The following is a 17,551-nucleotide window of genomic DNA, read 5'->3' on the forward strand; positions in this document are numbered from 1 at the left end:
CAAGAGCAAGCAGCCCAATGGCGCCGTTCTGTTCAGCGACACCTTCGCCGACGGCAAGCTGGGCTTGCTGGTTGGCCTGTCCTATTCCAAGCGCGACACCCAGCAGTTGAGCTCGGAAACCACGCGCTGGGCGTCCAACGCCTCCAACGCTTCAGGATCCTACAACGGCGGCGTCACGGCCCCGTCCTCGCTGTCGGCCGTCAACGCGCCCAACGTCTTCATGCCGCGCATCCCGCGCTACAGCGTCTATGAGTACAACCAGAGCCGCGCCGGCCTGGTGACCTCCCTGCAATACAAGCCGGACGAGGACACCGAGATCAGCCTGGACGGTGTGTTCTCCGACCTGTGGGGTACCCGCACCCAGAATGATCTGGAGGCCATCAGCTTCAGCCAATCGCGGACCACGGTGGGCAGCATCGTCACCGGCAAGCCGGTCATGCAGATCACCTCCGGCACGCTGGACGCCAACGGCAACCTGGTGGCCGGTACCTTCAACAATGTCGGCATCCGGTCGGAGGCGCGCTACGATGTGCTCAGCACCCAGTTCGGCCAGGAAACGCTGAACATCAAGCACCGGTTCTCCAACAGCTTCCGCATGAACGCGTTGGGTGGCTACTCCGTCTCCGCCTTCAACAACCCGGTCCAGACCACCATCACCTTGGATCGCACGGGCAGCAACGGCTACTCCTACGACTACCGCGCCAACAGCCAGTTGCCGGTCCTGTCCTACGGCTTCGACGTCACGGACCCGGCGAACTGGAAGCTGGTGAACGGCCTGTCCAACATCCGCCTGCGTCCCAACGGCACGCAGAACACCTACGGCAATGGCGATTTGGACTTCGAATATGATCTGACCAACGAGATCACGCTCAAGGCCGGCTTCCAGTTCAAGGACTTCACCTTCTCCACCTATAATAAGACCCGCGCCTCGGAAATCGCCGTGCCCAGCCTGCCGGCGGGTGTGACGCTGGCCAGCCTGACCAAGCTGGGCGGCGGCGTGGCCGGCTTCGCCCCGGCGGGCACACCCACCAACTGGCTGGTGGCCGACATCGACGCCTTCGCCAACGCGCTGGGCATCTACAGCAAGACGGGCACATGGTCCGTCAGCCAAACGGGCACCGGTTCGCTGGGCAGCAACTATGCCGTGGAGGAGAAGGACTACGGCGGATATGTCCAGGCCAACTTCAAGACCGACCGGCTGGGCCTGCCCATCCGCGGCGACGTCGGCGTCCGCTTCGTCACCACGGACCAGAGTTCCTCCGGTTACCAGGCGGTGGGCAGCACCCCGACCTGGGTGACGGTGGGCACCGACTATCACGACGTGCTGCCCTCCATGAACCTGGTGGGCGACATCACCGACGACTTCCTGGTCCGCGTCGGGCTGGCCAAGGTGATGGTGCGTAATGATCTCAGCGGCCTGAACCCGGGCGGCAGCGTCAACGTGGCCGGCACCAACCGCACGGTCACCTCGGGCAATCCCTACCTGAAGCCCATCCGCGCCAATACCGCCGACGTGTCCTTCGAATATTACTACCAGCCGGGCGCGCTGATCTCGGTCGGCCTGTTCTACAAGGACATCAACAGCTATGTGCAGACCTTGAGCGAGAACAAGGTCTACAGCAGCTCCGGCCTGCCGCTCAGCCTGCTGAACGGCACAGGCCTGACCGGCAGCGAGGTCTTCACCTTCAGCACGCCCGTCAACACCAAGGGCGGCGATCTAAAGGGCCTGGAGGTGAACTTCCAGCAGCCGTTCACCTTCCTGCCCGACTTCTGGAGCAACTTCGGCATCCTGCTGAACTATACCTACGTGGACAGCCGCATCAACTACCTGCTGTCTGCGACCTCGACCACCACCACGCTCGCCGACCTGGTGGGCCTGTCGAAGAACGCCTACAACGGTACGCTTTACTATGACGACAAGGTTTTCAGCGCCCGCATCTCGGCGGCCTATCGCAGCGGTTACCTGACCCAGGTGCCGGGCCGCAATGGCAACGACGTGGAAGGCACCAACTCCACCATGAACGTGGACTTCGCCTCTTCCTACGCGATCGACGACCGGCTGACCTTCATGTTCAACGCCGTCAATCTGACGAATGAGTGCAACAGCCAGTACGTTGGTTCCGTCAACCGGCTGAACTACTACAACTGCACCGGCCGTATTTATGAGGCGGGCTTCTCGTTCAAGTATTGAGTCTCAGACAGCCGGGGTGCGGGTGCGCCTCGGCTTCCCTTCCGTCGCCTCATGACACCCTACTGCGTTCCACTTCCCCGCGCGCGTCGGCACCCGTCCGGCGCGCGTTTTCTTTTGGGTCAATGGCTTAGTGATTGTACGTTGGCTGGCAGCATGGTTCACTGGGCCAAAGATTGCCGGCGGATGGGGCAGGGCATGCGGCGTGGGCGATGGGGCATTCTTCTGGGGATCGCGATGTCGATGGCTACGGGCGCCGCCGCGGCGCAGGACCAGCCGGCATCCCCGCCACGTCCCACGATTCTGGCGCCGGCCACGCCGCTGAAACCACAGCCTTCCGTCCCGCCGAAGCCGGCGGACGCGCCAACCTCCGAATTCATCATCGAGGCGCCCCGCTTCATCCTTCCGGACCCGCTGGAACAGGAAACCTTCCTGCGGGAGGAGGCCGAGAAGTGGCGTTTCAACAATATGGAGACCTATTACAACCCCAATAAGGAAGATAAATACTTGCGCCTGCCGGAGATGAACACGGGCTCAACGCTGGACCAGCGTTACCTGGGCAGCCAGTTGCATCCCTGCAAGCTGAACAAGGAGCACGTCCTCACCTGCCGCTAAGCCGCGCCAACGCCTCCCGCGCCAACAGGGCTGTCAGTTCACCGGCGGGCAGCGCCCGGCCCAGGCGGGCGGCTTGGCCCGCCCACTGGTTGGTGAAGTCGCCGGAGCCTGTCGCCTCCGCCTTGGCCCTCAGGGGGGCCAGCGCCCCGCCGGCGGTGGGGAAGGCGGTTGGGGCCGTGGACAGCGGTCCGACCTCGCGCATCAGGCGGTTGACCAGGCCCCGCGCCGGCCGGCCGGTGAACAGGTTGGTCAGGGCCGTGGCATCGTCCGTGGCGCTGTCCAGCGCCAGGCGGTGCACCTCGGGGATCTTGGCTTCCGGGCAGAACAGATAGGCCGTGCCGATCTGCACCGCCGATGCCCCCAGCGCCAGGGCGGCGGTGATGCCGCGGCCGTCGGCGATTCCACCAGCGGCGATGACGGGCACCGACACCGCATCCGCCACCTGGGGCACCAGCGCGAAGGTGCCGACCTGGGTGGACATGTCATCGGACAGGAAGTTGCCCCGGTGGCCCCCGGCCTCCAACCCCATGGCGATGACGGCGTCGACGCCATGGTGTTCCAGCCAGCGCGCCTCCGCCACCGTGGTGGCCGAGGCGATGACCTTGGCGCCCGTGGCTTTCACCCGATCCAGCAGCAGCTTGCCCGGCAAGCCGAAATGGAAGCTGACGACGGCGGGCTTCACCTGTTCCACCAGGGCGCAGAAGTCGGCGTCGAACGGCGTGCGACCGCCGGCCGGCGGTGTGGCTTCCGGGTCCAGGCCTAGTTCTACGTAATAGGGTGCCAAGCGGGCGCGCCAGGCCATCAGGCGGGCCGGATCCGGCACCGGCGGGGTGTGGCAGAAGAAATTGAGGTTGAACGGCCGGCCGGTGCCACGCCGTACCTCCGCCACTGCGGCCTTCAGCCCATCCAACGTGTATTGCGCGGCGGGCAGGGCGCCGAGGCCGCCGGCCTCGCTGACCGCCACCGCCATGGCCGGGGTGCTGGCGTTGGCCATGGGCGCTTGCAGGATGGGATGGTCGATATCGAACAGGTCAAGAACGCGGCGGTCGGGCCAGGTGGTCATGACAGCTCCTCCGATGGCGGCGCACCCCCAGGCGGAGGGGACGCCACGACGAGCTTGCCATGGATCCGCCTGGTTCGATGATGGCGAAATCGGCCAGCTGCCATCCCATGCCGTCGTGGGATGCGCCCAGCATGTGGGAGACCCTGGAAACGCCACATGCGTCAGTAATGCGGCGGCGGCTTCTCATCCTGGGGGGAGGGGCGCCAGCCGGCCTCCGCCTCCTGCAGGCGGGCCATCAGGCGGCGGATGCGGGCCGTCAGCATGTCGATCATCTGGCCTTGGTCCGCCACCACCTGCGACAGCTCCTCCGCCATGCGCTCATGATGGGTGATGCGCGTTTCCAGGTCGATAAGGCGCTGTTCGACGGAATCCATGGGGCCTGTTTCTCGGGTGATGACGAGGGGGTGATGACGACGGGGCGATGACGAATAGGTGGGCGCCCGTGGCGCCTCTATAGCACCACGGGGCCCGGCGCCCTCGTGATTATTTTTCACCCGCTCGATGCTCAGGCCGCTCGTGGCGCCGTCGTCTCCACCCCCATCTCCAGCTCTCCCGTCCCGTCCGGCCTGTCTTGCGCCGACCGGCGCCAGGCGGCTGGGGTCACGCCCATGGTCTGGCGGAACAGTCGCGTCAGATGGGCCTGGTCAGCCAGGCCGCAGGTCAGCGCGATATGGGACAACGGATCGTCCGTGGTGGCCATCAGGTGCCTGGCGCGCTCCATCCGCTGATGGATGACATACTGCGTGAACGGCATGCCGAAGGTGATGCGGAAAGCGCGCGAAAAATAGCTGGTGCTGAGCCGCGCCAGCCCGGCGACATCGCGGATGCGGATGGCCTCGGCCAGGTGCATGCGGATGTGGCCCTGAACCCGGCGCACCTGCCACGGCGCCAGGCCACCGGTAACGGGTGGCGCCTCGGCCGCCCGGTCACGCAACAAATCCGCCGCCCGCTGCAGGCAAGCCGACGCGGCGGTGCTGTCGTTCTCCAGCAGGACCAAGGCGTCCCGCAGCAGGGCGGTAATTTCATCCCGCCGCCGGATGGCGGCGGCAACTCCAGGACCCGGCACGATCGTAAGCATGGCTTCATCCCCGGATTGATCCTGATGGCATTGTCGCCAGCCCGCCGCGCTTGTCGAATAAATGGGTGCAAATTGGCGCAAAGTCCGTCCCGTGTCAGGTCAGGTTGGCGGCGTTTCCTCTTCGCCGATGTGCACGGCCAGCCATACGGTCGGCCGGTCCGGCGCGGTGAAGGTGACCCAGTGGCTGGCGTGGGCGGGAATGAATAAATGATCTCCAGGCGACAATACTGTTTCGGTACCCTCCACATTCACCTGCGCGGCGCCGGCCAGGACCAGCACCCATTCATCATGCGCTTGGCAGTAAGGCCGGTCGACTGCTGTGGTCTGCCCGTGCGAAACGATCCGCTCGATGCGGCAGCCTGGACGGTGCAGGATGTCGGTGAACCGCTCATCCGCGGTGGCTGCCGGCAGCGCCACCAGTAGGTTGCCGATTGGGGGAATGGCCGTCGATTGGGGCGATACCATCGTCTTACGTGCCATACCAATCCTCCAAGTTTGTGTTCCATCATCATGTATCGCACCCGTGTCCGGTTGCCGCCATTATGCGATGCCGAAATCCACATTCAACGCCTCATCGCCTCCATTATTTCCATAATCTTCCTTATCGGTTTTAAATCGGCGCCGGGGTGGACACAAATATGCGGCGCCAGTTGTTCACCGGCGCCGCGCATAATCATTCCTTAGGCTATAGGCTATCGTGGGCGACGGGACTTGCCCTCGGCTTCGGCGCACTTCAGGCCGGGCCCTTCCGGGCCGTCCAGCGCGTCGGCCGCCTCACGGGCTTTCTGCGCCACCTTGCCGGAGGCGACGAACTCCCGGGCATGCGTGTCGTACGCGCGGGTCGCGGTGCGGTTGCCCTCACCTTCATTAGGGCTGCGGTTGGTGGGCACGTGATACCTCCTGGCTCAGCCGATTTTCGCGGGGCCGGATGGGTCGGCCACATCGCCCAAGGCCGTAAGGCCGGCCTTCACCGCCGTTAACTGCTCGGCCGTGGTCGGCGGCAGGTCGGTGGTCATGTTCTCCTCCGACGCCACCATGAGGAGCCGCAGGTCATGCTCCCAATGGCGCAGCAACAGGATTTTTTCCGAGCGGTCCAGCTGGTCGCAGACCACCAGATCATGCGGCGTCTCGAAATGGCGGGACACGTCGCCCAGCAGCGTGTCGATGTCGGGAAGGGCTTCGTGGACGGTCATGGCATTTCCTCCTGGACGGATGGCGCAAGGGGCTGGTGGGCTACACCCTGCCCGTCAGCACCAGGACGAGAACGACGATGAGCACGATGCTCAACAAGCCGCTGGGGCCATATCCCCAGCCACGGCTGTAGGGCCAGCTGGGGATTGCGCCCAGCAACAGCAGGACCAGAACGACAAGCAGAATGGTGCCGAGCATGGAACGAAGCCTCCGTTTGGTGATGGGCGGTCAGGGGCCGGTGCGGATGCGGGCCGCCGCCTGTCATGCGGCGACGCGGGCCGCCGGGTTGGGGTGGGTGATGACCTCACAGGAAAGCGGCGGTCGGGTGCCGGACCAGGGCGTTTCCCTCACGGGCGAGTATGGCGGGGCTTCGCGTTCCCTTCCGCCCTCCGCCCGCTCATCCGCCCGCTGCCCGGCCCGCTCCAGCCATTGCGCCGACATGCGCGTCCATTGGGTGACGTCCCGCGACCATGGTTTCCTATCAGGCACTTCACCTGGATCCTTGTTTCGAACGTTGATGTCAGGGTGGGGTGCTCAGTGGCTGACGGGGCGGGACACGTCCCAGGCGCCCGATGCCGTCATTCCGGCCGGCGCGCCCAGGCCTGTGTCGCCAGGGTCCATGCCCATGAGGTCGGCCAGGCGGGCGCGGCCACGGTTCACGCGGCTTTTGATGGTGCCCAGCGCGCAACCGCAAATCTCGGCCGCTTCCTCGTAGCTGGCGCCGGCGCCGCCCACCAGGACCAGCGCCTCGCGCTGTTCCACCGGCAGCTTCATAAGGGCGGCCTTCAACTCACGGCCGGCGATGCCCCATTCCTGCGCCGGGCTGATGGTCAGCCGCGCGGTATGCACCCCGTCGGGGTCGCCCACCTCGCGCTGCTGGTGCTTGGCGACGGAGTAATAGCGGTTGCGCAGGATGGTGAAGAGCCAGGCGCGCAGGTTGGTGCCGGGCGTGAACTGCCCGGCATGCGACCAGGCGCGGACGATGGCGTCCTGCACCAGGTCGTCGGTATCGGCCGCGTTGTTGGTCAACGACCGGGCGAAGGCGCGCATGGCCGGTATCAGCTTGACCAGTTCGTCGCGAAAGGTGGGCGAGGTTTCTGCGGATGGCATGGGTCACCCTTTTTTGTGAAAGGCCCGCTACGATTTCAAGTTTCTTAAGAAATCGCAGATTATCTTGGGCGAATTGGGATCGTTACCCTGGGAATTCATCTGTCTTCCATGCTCACTATATGCAAACTTGTCGGAAGTCGTCTCTCCATATTTCGGGAAAATCCTCTAGGTTTATCGCTGTATTTAATCGGTCTATTTAACAGACGGCCTATGACCAACCGATTATGCGTTTTCCCGGGGGAACGCGTGCCGGGTTAGTCTATTCAAAAGGGGGGAAGGGAAATTTCGCGGTAAGGGTTGCCGCCCCGCCTACGCCTCCCGCCACCGGATCGTCACAGGCGGAGGTACGCGGGGAAGGACGGTTATCCCGTTGCCGGCGTGGAACAAAGCCGTCGCTGGACGCTTTAGTAATTGAGCGAAGGGCATAGGCCCCGGCCGATTGGGAAGGATGTCATGATCAAACGGCAAAAAAACATTGAATTCCAGCGCACTCGGGCAACCATCCCGCTGGTGGCGACGGCGTTTCCGCGTGGCGCGGCCTATGCCCCCCCTTATGACATCATCCAGGACGCGGTGGACGAACGGGTACGGGAGATGTTCTGCGACGTCGTGGCGGAGCCCCTGCCCCCCGAAATCCACATCCTGCTGGCCCGCTTGCGGGGGGAAACACGGCTCAACTAGGCCTCAACGTCAGCTCCGATAAAGAAAGGCCGACCCTTGACGGGGCCGGCCTTTTTTTCAGGCGCCAAGTCGCCACGTGCCAAAAGGTCAGTGGGGATGGCGTCCCTCGCCCACTTCCTCGATGATCTTGGCGACGAAGGCCGGAAGGTCGGCGGGCGAACGGCTGGTGATGACGCCGCCATCCACCACGACCTCCTCATCCACCCAATGGGCGCCGGCGTTTTCCACGTCCTTGCGGATGGACTTGTAGGAGGTGGCGCGCCGGCCCCGCAGGGCATCGGCTTCCACCAGCAGCCAGGGGCCGTGGCAGATGGCGGCCACCACCTTACCACTATCCAGGAAAGTCCGTACCCGCTGCACCGCCTCAGGATCCACGCGCAGCAGATCGGGGTTGATCTGGCCGCCCGGCACGACGACGGCCTGGTAATCCTCCACGCGCGTGTCGGCGATGCGGGTGTCGGCCTCTACCGTGTCGCCCCAGTCGGTGTGGTTCCAGCCGCGGATGGGCTTGCCGTCCGGCGTGGCGACGTCGACCGTGGCGCCGGCCTTGCGCAATTCATCCCTGGGGACGGTCAGTTCCGACTGTTCGAAGCCATTGGTGGCCAGGATCAGGATGCGGGCGTCGTGGATGTCAGCCATGGCAGGCGTTCCTTTCATGAAGGCGGGGCCAGGACAACCCCTGCCCCCATGAACGGGTTCCCCCTATTGCGTGGGTTGCCGTTCCACCGTCGTCTTCAGGTTGGCCAGAACGGCGCCGAAATCCTTGCCCACCATGGCGTCCATGCTGACAAAAAGCGTCATGACCTTGTCACAGCGGGGCTGGGGCCGGACATCACCCAGCTTACGGTAGTGCCGTCACCCTGTGGGGTCAGCGTGAACTCCGTCGTGTTGTGGGCTTCGAATGGTTTCAGGAAATCCAGCTTGATCCCCACCGTGGTCGGCTCGGCCGCCTGGGTGATTTCCATGCGGCCTTCGCCCACGGTCTTGTTGCCCCGCCAGGCGTAGCTGGCGCCCACGCCGCTGTCGGGGCCGCCGAAGGTGCGGGTCATGGCCGGGTCCATCTTCTCCCAGGGCGACCAGGCGGACCAGCGGTGGAAGTCGGCGATGAAGGGATAGATGGCCTCCGGCGGCGCCTTGATCGTGGCGGTGCGCTGGATTCTGAAGCTGTCCGGCCGTGTGGACGCCGCACCCAGGATGATGGCCAGGATGACCAGTACGGCCACCACGACCATGATGAAGATTTTCATGGCTGCTTCCCCGTTCTTCTTGTCTTTCCGCCACCGCCAGGGTTACGCCGCTTGTGCCCGCGCCAGATAGTCGTCCAGCTGGTCCAGCGTGCCGCCCCAGCCCTGGCGCATACCCTCCAGGCCAGCCGCGAAGGTGGCCTCCTCCTCCGCCGTGGCGTTGACGGGGACGGCGGTGTTGTCCAGGCGCGTCGCCCCGTTGTCGGCGACGAAGCTGACGGTGCTCAGCAGCTCCAGCGGCCAGGTCGGGCTCATGGGATGGCGGATCGGCGTGCCATCCGGGTCGGTGAACGACACCACGAACGACAGGACGCCTGGCGACGACGGCGTGGGCGCGATGATCTCCCGGAACGTCCACTTACCCCACATGGTGAAGTCGCCGCCGGGCGCCGTCATGCCATAGAGGAAGGCGCCGCCGGGCCGCAGATCCAGTGACCCGCGTACCCAGGTGAAGCCCTTAGGCCCCCACCACAGGCGCAGGCGCTCCGGTTCCGTATAGGCGGACCATAGCAGGCAAGGGGTGGCGGCGAAGCGCCGCGACAGGCTGAATTCGGGTGTGTCGGTCATGGCAGCATCCTTTAATTTCTCAGGCCATTGCTCAGCCTTGGTCGGCCGCGGGGGCCAGGGGGCACGGTTCGCCTGGGTTGCCCAGGGGATGGGCGAAGCTCCACAGATGGCCGAAGGGGTCGGCCACCTGGCCATAGCGGGCGCCCCAGAAGGCGTCCATCGCCGGCATGGTCACCGTGGCGCCGGCGGCCACCGCCCGCTCCATGGCGGCGTCGCAGTTGGCGACCTCCAGGTGCAGGGCGACGCTGGTGCCCTTCAGCACGGCCGGCGGGGCGCTGGTACCGCCATGGTCCGCCCGGTATTCCGGGAAGTCGTCGCGCACGAAGACCCGGGCGCCGTTGACGTGGATCTCAGCGTGCAGCAGGCGGGGACTGTCCTTGGCCGGCATGCGGAACACTTCCCGCGCGCCCAAGGCCTGGACGTAGAAGCTCAGCGCCGCGTTGGCGTCGCTGACCACCAGATGGGGAATGACACCCTGCTGAATGGGTTGGACGGCATCGGACATGGTCACGCTCTCCCGTTCTTCTTGGATCAGGTTGGCCCCCAATGGCGGGGCTGCCCCAAGGACGGTGGACCCGTCCCCCTTCCGACAGGGACGCTGAATTTATTTCGGTTCACGTCGGCGATGGGGCGTCACGCTGCGGGGCGTCACGCTGCAGCCGGTCCAGGTGCTGGCGGATGTGCGCGGCTTCCGCCGGGGTGTGGGCCAGCGCGATGGCGCGGTCGAACGCCGCCTTCGCCTCGGCCGCCCGGCCCAGTTGGGACAGATAGGCGCCCTTGGCCCCGAAGAAATGGAAATAGCCCGACAGCCGGTCGGCCAGCGGTTCGATCATGGCCAGCGCCGCCGCCGGCCCCCGCACCTTGGCCGTGGCGACGGAGCGGTTCAGCGTCACCACCGGCGAGGGCTGGATGTGTTCCAGCGTGGCGTACAGCAGGTCGATCTGCGTCCAGTCCGTCGCCGCCGCGGTGGATGCCCGGGCATGCAGGGCGGATATCGCCGCCTGGACCAGATACGGCGTGGGCCGGCCGTGGCGCATCGCCTTGTCGATCAGGGCCAGGCCTTCGGCGATCATGGGGCCGTTCCACCGCCCGCGGTCCTGGTCCTCCAGCAGCACGGCGTTGCCGTTGGCGTCGAAGCGGGCGGCGGCGCGTGACTGCTGCAACAGCATCAGCGCCAGCAGGCCCATGATCTCCGGTTCCGACGGGAACAGGCGCAGCAGCAGACGGGCCAAGCGGATGGCCTCATGCGCCAGGGGCGCCCGCCGTTCCACGGTATCGCCGCCGGCGGAATAGCCCTCGTTGAATAGCAGGTACAACATGGCGGCCACCGCACCCAGGCGCTGCGCCCGCTCTGGCGCGCCTGGCGTCTCGAACGCCACGCCCGACCGGGTGATGCGCGCCTTGGCCCGGGTGATGCGCTGCTCCATGGCGCTTTCCCCCACTAGGAAGGCACGCGCGATCTCCGCCACGCTGAGGCCGGAGACGATGCGCAGCGCCACAGCGATCTGCTGCGTTGCCGGCAGGTCGGGTGGGCAGCAGATGAACAGCAGGCGCAGGATGTCGTCACGGTAGTCGGCGTCGTCCAGCCGGTCGGCCAGGGTGGCCTCGGCATCGCCGTCACCCCCCTCTCCCACCAGCACGTCCTCCTCAGGCAAGGCTTGCTGGCGGGCCAGGCGGCGGACGCCATCCAGCGCGGCGTTGCGGCCGACGAAGATCAGCCAGGCGGCGGGGTCGCGGGGCGGGCCGTTGCGCGGCCAGGCTTTCAGCGCCCGCAGCGAGGCTTCCTGAAACGCCTCCTCCGCCGTGTCCAGGTCGCGGAAATAGCGCAGCAAGGCCCCCATCGCCTGCGGCCGGGCGGCCGTCAGGGCGGTGTTGACCCAGGCCATGTCGGCCCCGGTCATGATGTCACGCCCCCGGCGCGGCGGCCGGGTGGTACAGGCCTACCGGCCGGATTTCATAGGACCCGCCCGGGTTGGCGCGGCCCAGTTCGCGGGCCGTGTCCAGCATCTGCTCCAGCGTCTCGCCTTCCACCAGGTAAAAGCCCAGCAGCTGTTCCTTGGTCTCGGCGAAGGGGCCGTCGATAACCAGGGGCGGGTCGCTGTCCTTGCGCAGGGTGGTGGCCGCCGTGGTGGGCAGCAACCGGGCCACCGGGCCCAGGCGGCCCTCGCGCGCCAGTTTCTCATGCACCACCGCCAGCTTGGCCATGACGGCGTCGTCCTCCTCCTTGGTCCAGGACCCGACGACGTCTTCGCGGTGGTAGCACAGGATGGCGTACAGCATGGGATGATCCTCCAGCGGCGGGGTGGCCGGGTTGAGGCCCGGTTCTTCCTCAGGACGGCCGAGTATGCCCGGATCCGACATCGCCGCTGGAGAAATCTTAGGGGTAACGGGGCTGGCTCCGGACCGGCCGCCCCTTATTGGCTGCGCAGATAGGCCATGAAGGCGGCGCTGGCGCCCATGGTCTCGAACACCGGCAGCACCAGTTGGAAGCCATTGTCGCTGTTGGTCAGGAAGACCGCGCCCCTGCGCGTCGTGGGGCTGTACCAGGCGAAGGTGGCGACGCCCTCGTCCCGGCCGGTGTGCATCATCACCGTCTCCCCCGGGAACTCCAGCACCTGCCAGCCCAGGCCGAAGCCGGCGTTGGCGGGGCAAGTGGCGGCCTTGGCGCCAGCGCACATTTCCGCCATTTGGCTGACCTGGATGTGCCGGCGGTCGGCGGCCACGGCGGCCGTCAGGTCCTGGTCCTTCATGACGCTGACGACGAAGCGCGCATAGTCGCCGGCCGTCGTGTACAGCAGGTCGGCGGCGTTGTAGTGCTGGGTGAAGCCCGGCTCCAGCGCTTTGCCGTTGGCATCCGTGGGCACGGCGATGCGTCCGTCGAACCAGGGCTTGTGCCCGCTGGCGGTGTCGTTCATGCCCGCCGGCTTGAACAGGACGGCTTGGGCCAGGCTTTCGAAGTCCTGACCCGTCTTCTTCTCCACATAACGGGCGACATACTGGTAGCCCTCCCCCGAATAGCCGTAGGAGGTGCCGGGCGTGAAATGGAACGCCAGCGGCTTGCCCTGGCCACGCCAGTTCGGGAAGCCCGTCTGGTGGCTGAGCGCCAGGCGCGCGGTCAGCAGGTGGCGCCGGTCGTCACCCGCGATGTCGGGATCGGTCCAGTAGTCCGCCATGGGCGCGTCCAGCGACACGGTCTTGCGTGAGGCCAGGCGCAGCACCACCTCCGCCGTCACCGGCTTGGTCAGCGAGGCGATGTTGTACAGCGTGGCCGGCGTGGCGCGGACACCGGCACTCTGCTCACCATAGGCGGCGGTCACCACAACCTTGCCGTCCTCGATGGCGGCGATGGAAACGCTGGGCACCTTGGCGCCGGCCAGCAGGCCGGGCACGCTCTGGTCCAACGCTGTTCGCACCTCCTGCGGTCCCGCCACGGCGCTTCCCGCCGCCAGCAGCGCCAGCCCTATCAGGGGCGCCGCCCACATCCTCCGCTTCATCTTAAATCCCCATCTCAAGATCGATGATCCGGGGACAGGACAACATGCCAAAGCTGGGCCGGGAAGCCCAAGAAACGCAAGCGTTGCAAAGTGGTAGCAAATTTCCCTGTGGCGGAAACGGAGGGGAGCGCCCGTTACAGTCGGAGGGGGCGCCTCACTGGGCGAAAATCAGGGATTCGTCGCGGAAAGCCTTGAATTCCAGGGCGTTGCCGCTGGGGTCGTACAGGAACATGGTGCCCTGCTCCCCCACCTGGCCCTTGAAGCGGATATAGGGTTCGATGACGAAGGGCTGGCCGCCGTTGCGCAGGCGGTCAGCCAGGGCGGTCCAATCATCCCACGCCAGGATGAGGCCGAAATGCGGCACCGGCACGTCGTGACCGTCCACCGGGTTATGGTCGCCGCTTGGCGCCGCCTTGCCCGGCACCAGGTGGGCCACGATCTGGTGGCCGTATAGGTCGAAGTCCACCCATTCGGGTGAACTGCGCCCCTCCGGACAGCCCAGCAGCTCGCCATAGAAAGCGCGGGCGGCGGCCAGGTCGTGAACCGGGAAGGCTAGGTGGAAGCGTGGGCGCTGCGTCATCTTCATCCACTTTCTCATGATCTGATTTTAATAAATACAAACAACACGTTACCGCCATTTTCTAAGGTGACAAATCACCTTAAGTCTGTGCGTCCAGCACCGTCGCGTCGATACGGCGGATGCCATCCTCACCGGCGAAATAGTACACCACCAGAACCCGTCCGTCCGCCAACAGCGTGGCCCAGGGATACCCCAGGTCCGGCCCCGGCCCATCATCGCGCAGCACGATCTCCGCCCCATCCTCCGGCCGCTGGGTGTCGGGATCGTAGACGCGGGCGCGGATGCCGTAGGGGGCGTGGCGATAGCCGTAGACCAGGAATACCCGCCCATCCGGCAGGGGCAGCGGATCGAAGGGATGGCCGACCACGCTGGTCAGGCGCCAGGCGGTCCAGCTGAGGCCGTCATCCTCCGACACGCTGAGCGCCATCTGGTCGCCCATGCCGGCGGTGCGGTGGAAGGCCATCAGCTTTCCGCCCCGGGTGCGCAACAGGGCCGGTTCCACCAGGCAGCCCCGGCCGGCACCGTCGTGGGCGATGGGCCCCAGGGGGCGCCAGGCATACCCGCCAGCGCCATCCGGGTCGGCGCGGAACAGGTGGCTGCCCCGCTTGCCATGGGCGCCGCCGGCATAGACCGCCTGGACCACGCCGCCATCGGGCAGCAAGGCTGCGCGGCCGCGCAGTGCCCCGCCATGGTGGGGCCGCACACCGGCCAGCAGGTCGGGCTGGCCCGGGAGCGGTGGCAGGAAGGCGTGGGGCGTCCAGTGTCGCGCGGACGCGTCACCCATCCGGGCATAGCCGCCCCAGAACAGGAACTGGCCGCTGTCGTCGGCCGTGCCCACCACGGGGCCGCCGGCGGCGCGTACGGCGTCGGCCAGGCGCGGGGCCAGCGGGTACCAGGAGAAGCCGGTCAGCAACAGGCGTCCGTCGGGCAGCGTCACCAGGTTGGCGTCCTGGTCCGCCGCCTCCCCATCCGGGGGCAGGACCTCGGGCTCGCCCAGCGGTGCCAGGGTCCGGCCGTCCAGGCGCAGCAGCACGTGCTGCGACCGGCTGTCGACATGGTCGACGCTCATCAGCCCGGTCCGGTCGGTCAGGCCCAGGGCGCGGGCGAACCAGCGCTGGTCCCGCGCCCGGCGGAACAGCAGCGCCACCGTGCCATCGGCCAGGGTGGCCACCGCCGGAAACGAGGCGTAGTAGCGATCGTCCCGGTACAAGGTCAGGTGATGCATGGTCCCACGTCCTCAAATGTGACGTACCCGATAGGACGTATACGACAGGCAGGCGGAAAACCGGTAGAACTCGCCCCCTGTTCCCTGCCATTACCTGGGTCATGTCGAACTTTGGTCACCATGCCTGACGCCCCCCGCCCCACCCTGCTGTTCGTCGTGACGGAGGACTGGTACTTCCGCTCCCACCGCCTGCCCACCGCCCGGGCGGCGCGCGACGCCGGCTTCGACGTGGCGGTGGCCTGCCGCGTGGTGAACGACGGGGCCGCCATCGCGGCCGAGGGGTTCCGCGTCATCCCCCTGCCCTGGCAGCGCGGCAGCTTCAACCCCCTGCGCGCCCTGGGTGACATCCGCCGCCTGGCCCGCCTGTACCGGCGCGAACGGCCGACCATCATCCATCATATCGCGGTGAAGCCCACGGTGCTGGGCGGCTTCGCCCTGTTCCTGGCGGGGTTCCCCAGAGGCTTGGGCGACACCCGCGTGGTCGCCACCCTGGCCGGCCTGGGCCTGGGCCTGTCGGGCCGGGGGGCGAAGGCCAGCCTGGGCCGGGTGCTGCTGCGCTGCGCCCTCAACGCCGCCGGCTGGCGCCGCGGCCATGCCCTGGTGGTGCAGAACGGCGACGACGCCGCCCTGCTGGCCAGCGGCCGGCCCCGCCCGCCGGCCGCGCGTCTCATCCGCGGTTCCGGCGTGGACCTGGCCCACTATGAGGAACTGGCCGAGCCCCTGGGTCCTGTCACCTGCGCCCAGGTTTCCCGCATGCTGACCCTCAAGGGCGTGGAGGATCTGGTGGCCGCGGTGCGCCTGGCGCGGGCGCGGGGCGTTGACCTGCGCCTGATCCTGGCCGGCGCCCCCGATCCCGACAGCCCGGCCGCCATCCCGGAAGCCACGTTGCGCGCCTGGAATGACGAGGCCGGCATCGAATGGCTGGGTGCGGTCAGCGATGTGCGGAGCGTCTGGGCCCGCGCCCACATCGCCGTTCTCGCCTCCCGCGGCGGCGAGGGGGTGCCCAAGAGCCTGCTGGAGGCGGCGAGCTGCGGCCGCGCCATCGTGGCGACGGATGTGCCCGGCAGCCGCGAGGTGGCGGTGGATGGGCGCAACGCCTTGCTGGCCCCGCCCGGTGACCCGGCGGCCCTGGCCGACGCGCTGGCCCGCTTGGCCCAGGACGCGCCCTTGCGCCGGCGGCTCAGCCTGGCCAGCCGGGCGGTGGTGGATCCGGAATTTGGCGAGGCCGAGGTGGGCAGGCGCATGCGCGACCTCTATCTTGGCTTGGTGACCCCGGTGCCGATGGTGCGATGATGGCCGACGCTGCATCGACGGAGGAGGATTGCTGATGCGCCCACCACCTGTCGCCATGGCCCTGCTGCTGTCGGCCCTGCTGCTGACCGGCGGTCCGATAGCGGCGGCCGAGCGGGAGGTCAGCATCGACGGTGGCCCCGGGCCGCTGGCGGGCACGCTGTCGATGCCGGACGTCGCCGCCCCCGGTCCCGTGCCGGCCGTGCTATTCATTTCCGGATCGGGTCCCACCGACCGCAACGGCAATGGCCCCAGCATGCGGACCGATTGCCTGAGCCAGTTGGCCCAGTCCCTGGCGCTGAAGGGCATCGCCACCCTGCGGGTGGACAAGCGTGGGGTGGCCGCCAGCAAGGGTGCGCTGGCACGTGAGCAGGATTTGCGGCTGGAAACGTATGTTCAGGATGCTGGCCAATGGCTGGCCTTCCTGCGCGCCCAGCCCGGTATCGGCCCCATCTATGTGGCCGGGCATAGCGAGGGCGGCCTGATTGGCATCCTGCTGGCGGAGCAGGTGCCGATGGCGGGTCTGATCCTGGTGGCCGCCCCCGGCCGTACCTTCGGTGACCTCCTGCGCCAGCAGTTGCCGCGTACGGACATGCCGCTGGACGTACAGCAGGCCGCGTTCACCGCCATCACCCGGCTGGAGCGCGGCCAGGCGGTGGGCGAGGTGCCGCCCCCGCTGATGACCCTGTTCCGTCCCAGCGTGCAGCCCTACCTCATCTCCGAACTGACCCGAGACCCGGCGGCGGAGCTGGCGCGCACCACCCTGCCCGTGCTGGTACTGCAAGGGACCAACGACGTGCAGGTCGACATGTCGGACGCGGTGCGCCTGACCCAGGCACGGCAGGGCGTGCGCCTGGTGCGGCTTGAGGGGGTGAATCACGTGCTGAAGAACGCCCCGTTGAACGACCGCGCCGCCAACCTGGCGACGTATGGCGACCCCGGCTTGGCCATCAACCCCGGCATCACCAGCGCCATCGTGTCGTTCGTCCACGCCAGCGACCGCTGAGGAACCGGCTTACACCAAAGGGGTGGCACGCCTAACCGACGGACAGGAGCGGCGACCGGCCCCTTGACGCGCCATGCGCCACAGCCACTTCGTTCGCACGGCCGGGGGCACGGGTCATCCAACCCACCCGGTATCCAGGCGCGATGCCTGAACGCTGAAGAAGGAGGAAGCGGGTGTCCACGACCGCCGTTTCATCGGACCGCCTCTTTGTCTTTGATG

General features: G+C 67.2%; 22 protein-coding genes. 5 read left to right on the forward strand and 17 right to left on the reverse strand.

The genetic code is table 11. The annotated features are described in order from the left end of the window. Both I55_RS11315 and I55_RS11320 read left to right on the forward strand, forming a co-directional pair. On the forward strand, positions 1 to 2,191 hold a 2,191-nt coding region (locus I55_RS11315; RefSeq protein ID WP_044560662.1), incomplete at its 5' end, for a TonB-dependent receptor. A gap of 234 nt (positions 2,192 to 2,425) precedes the next feature. Beyond that, complete coding sequence (locus I55_RS11320; protein WP_044560663.1) at positions 2,426 to 2,803, forward strand: hypothetical protein; 378 nt, start codon at positions 2,426 to 2,428, stop codon at positions 2,801 to 2,803. Here the strand turns inward: I55_RS11320 and I55_RS11325 are convergent. The 8 genes from I55_RS11325 to I55_RS11360 all read right to left on the reverse strand — a co-directional run bounded on the left by I55_RS11325 (position 2,790) and on the right by I55_RS11360 (position 7,245). Next, on the reverse strand, positions 2,790 to 3,866 hold the full coding sequence (locus I55_RS11325; RefSeq protein WP_044560664.1) for a nitronate monooxygenase family protein: 1,077 nt from the start codon (positions 3,864 to 3,866) through the stop codon (positions 2,790 to 2,792). The genes I55_RS11320 and I55_RS11325 overlap by 14 nt on opposite strands. A 161-nt stretch (positions 3,867 to 4,027) precedes the next feature. Then, the gene (locus I55_RS11330; protein ID WP_044560665.1) at positions 4,028 to 4,240 is read right to left on the reverse strand and encodes a SlyX family protein; all 213 of its coding nucleotides are present in this window, start codon (positions 4,238 to 4,240) and stop codon (positions 4,028 to 4,030) included. A gap of 131 nt (positions 4,241 to 4,371) precedes the next feature. Beyond that, positions 4,372 to 4,944: an AraC family transcriptional regulator gene (locus tag I55_RS11335; protein WP_049974029.1), complete on the reverse strand. Its 573-nt coding sequence runs from the start codon at positions 4,942 to 4,944 to the stop codon at positions 4,372 to 4,374. A 99-nt stretch (positions 4,945 to 5,043) separates the two neighbouring features. Beyond that, positions 5,044 to 5,424 carry a cupin domain-containing protein gene (locus tag I55_RS11340; protein ID WP_252181114.1) on the reverse strand — a complete coding sequence of 127 codons (381 nt, stop codon included), beginning with the start codon at positions 5,422 to 5,424 and terminating at the stop codon, positions 5,044 to 5,046. A 212-nt stretch (positions 5,425 to 5,636) separates the two neighbouring features. Continuing rightward, positions 5,637 to 5,834: a hypothetical protein gene (locus I55_RS11345; protein ID WP_044560667.1), complete on the reverse strand. Its 198-nt coding sequence runs from the start codon at positions 5,832 to 5,834 to the stop codon at positions 5,637 to 5,639. 15 nt (positions 5,835 to 5,849) lie between these two features. Further along, the gene (locus tag I55_RS11350) at positions 5,850 to 6,137 is read right to left on the reverse strand and encodes a hypothetical protein (protein WP_044560668.1); all 288 of its coding nucleotides are present in this window, start codon (positions 6,135 to 6,137) and stop codon (positions 5,850 to 5,852) included. Positions 6,138 to 6,177: 40 nt separating this feature from the next. After that, positions 6,178 to 6,333, reverse strand: coding sequence for a DUF3309 family protein (locus tag I55_RS34385; RefSeq protein WP_004274473.1), 156 nt, complete (start codon positions 6,331 to 6,333; stop codon positions 6,178 to 6,180). Between the two features lie 336 nt (positions 6,334 to 6,669). Continuing rightward, positions 6,670 to 7,245: a sigma-70 family RNA polymerase sigma factor gene (locus I55_RS11360; RefSeq protein WP_044560669.1), complete on the reverse strand. Its 576-nt coding sequence runs from the start codon at positions 7,243 to 7,245 to the stop codon at positions 6,670 to 6,672. Positions 7,246 to 7,698: 453 nt separating this feature from the next. On the opposite strand from I55_RS11360, the gene I55_RS11365 reads away from it, so the two are divergent. Then, positions 7,699 to 7,926: a hypothetical protein gene (locus I55_RS11365; protein ID WP_044560670.1), complete on the forward strand. Its 228-nt coding sequence runs from the start codon at positions 7,699 to 7,701 to the stop codon at positions 7,924 to 7,926. A gap of 87 nt (positions 7,927 to 8,013) precedes the next feature. Here the strand turns inward: I55_RS11365 and I55_RS11370 are convergent, their stop codons facing one another. The 9 genes from I55_RS11370 to I55_RS11410 form a co-directional block, all read right to left on the reverse strand. After that, the gene (locus I55_RS11370; protein ID WP_044560671.1) at positions 8,014 to 8,565 is read right to left on the reverse strand and encodes a type 1 glutamine amidotransferase domain-containing protein; all 552 of its coding nucleotides are present in this window, start codon (positions 8,563 to 8,565) and stop codon (positions 8,014 to 8,016) included. Positions 8,566 to 8,723: 158 nt separating this feature from the next. Then, complete coding sequence (locus tag I55_RS11375) at positions 8,724 to 9,173, reverse strand: SRPBCC family protein (protein WP_199902557.1); 450 nt, start codon at positions 9,171 to 9,173, stop codon at positions 8,724 to 8,726. A gap of 42 nt (positions 9,174 to 9,215) precedes the next feature. Next, positions 9,216 to 9,737 carry an SRPBCC domain-containing protein gene (locus I55_RS11380; protein ID WP_044560672.1) on the reverse strand — a complete coding sequence of 174 codons (522 nt, stop codon included), beginning with the start codon at positions 9,735 to 9,737 and terminating at the stop codon, positions 9,216 to 9,218. A gap of 31 nt (positions 9,738 to 9,768) precedes the next feature. After that, the gene (locus tag I55_RS11385; RefSeq protein ID WP_044560678.1) at positions 9,769 to 10,242 is read right to left on the reverse strand and encodes a VOC family protein; all 474 of its coding nucleotides are present in this window, start codon (positions 10,240 to 10,242) and stop codon (positions 9,769 to 9,771) included. Between the two features lie 109 nt (positions 10,243 to 10,351). After that, on the reverse strand, positions 10,352 to 11,638 hold the full coding sequence (locus tag I55_RS11390) for an RNA polymerase sigma factor (RefSeq protein ID WP_044560673.1): 1,287 nt from the start codon (positions 11,636 to 11,638) through the stop codon (positions 10,352 to 10,354). 4 nt (positions 11,639 to 11,642) lie between these two features. Continuing rightward, a complete protein-coding gene (locus I55_RS11395; protein WP_044560679.1) occupies positions 11,643 to 12,017 on the reverse strand; it encodes a YciI family protein in 375 nt (124 codons plus the stop codon). Between the two features lie 134 nt (positions 12,018 to 12,151). Then, positions 12,152 to 13,231 carry a serine hydrolase gene (locus I55_RS11400; RefSeq protein ID WP_199902558.1) on the reverse strand — a complete coding sequence of 360 codons (1,080 nt, stop codon included), beginning with the start codon at positions 13,229 to 13,231 and terminating at the stop codon, positions 12,152 to 12,154. Positions 13,232 to 13,385: 154 nt separating this feature from the next. After that, the gene (locus I55_RS11405) at positions 13,386 to 13,811 is read right to left on the reverse strand and encodes a VOC family protein (protein ID WP_044560681.1); all 426 of its coding nucleotides are present in this window, start codon (positions 13,809 to 13,811) and stop codon (positions 13,386 to 13,388) included. A gap of 79 nt (positions 13,812 to 13,890) precedes the next feature. Continuing rightward, on the reverse strand, positions 13,891 to 15,036 hold the full coding sequence (locus I55_RS11410; RefSeq protein ID WP_044560674.1) for a sialidase family protein: 1,146 nt from the start codon (positions 15,034 to 15,036) through the stop codon (positions 13,891 to 13,893). A gap of 120 nt (positions 15,037 to 15,156) precedes the next feature. Here I55_RS11410 and I55_RS11415 point away from each other — a divergent pair, with 120 nt between their 5' ends. Together I55_RS11415 and I55_RS11420 are read left to right on the forward strand one after the other, a co-directional pair. Continuing rightward, on the forward strand, positions 15,157 to 16,329 hold the full coding sequence (locus I55_RS11415) for a glycosyltransferase family 4 protein (RefSeq protein ID WP_044560675.1): 1,173 nt from the start codon (positions 15,157 to 15,159) through the stop codon (positions 16,327 to 16,329). Positions 16,330 to 16,363: 34 nt separating this feature from the next. Continuing rightward, the gene (locus I55_RS11420) at positions 16,364 to 17,332 is read left to right on the forward strand and encodes an alpha/beta hydrolase (protein WP_064742488.1); all 969 of its coding nucleotides are present in this window, start codon (positions 16,364 to 16,366) and stop codon (positions 17,330 to 17,332) included. Positions 17,333 to 17,551: the final 219 nt, after the last annotated feature.

Source organism: Azospirillum sp. B4 (genome assembly GCF_000333275.1).
Lineage (GTDB): Bacteria > Pseudomonadota > Alphaproteobacteria > Azospirillales > Azospirillaceae > Nitrospirillum.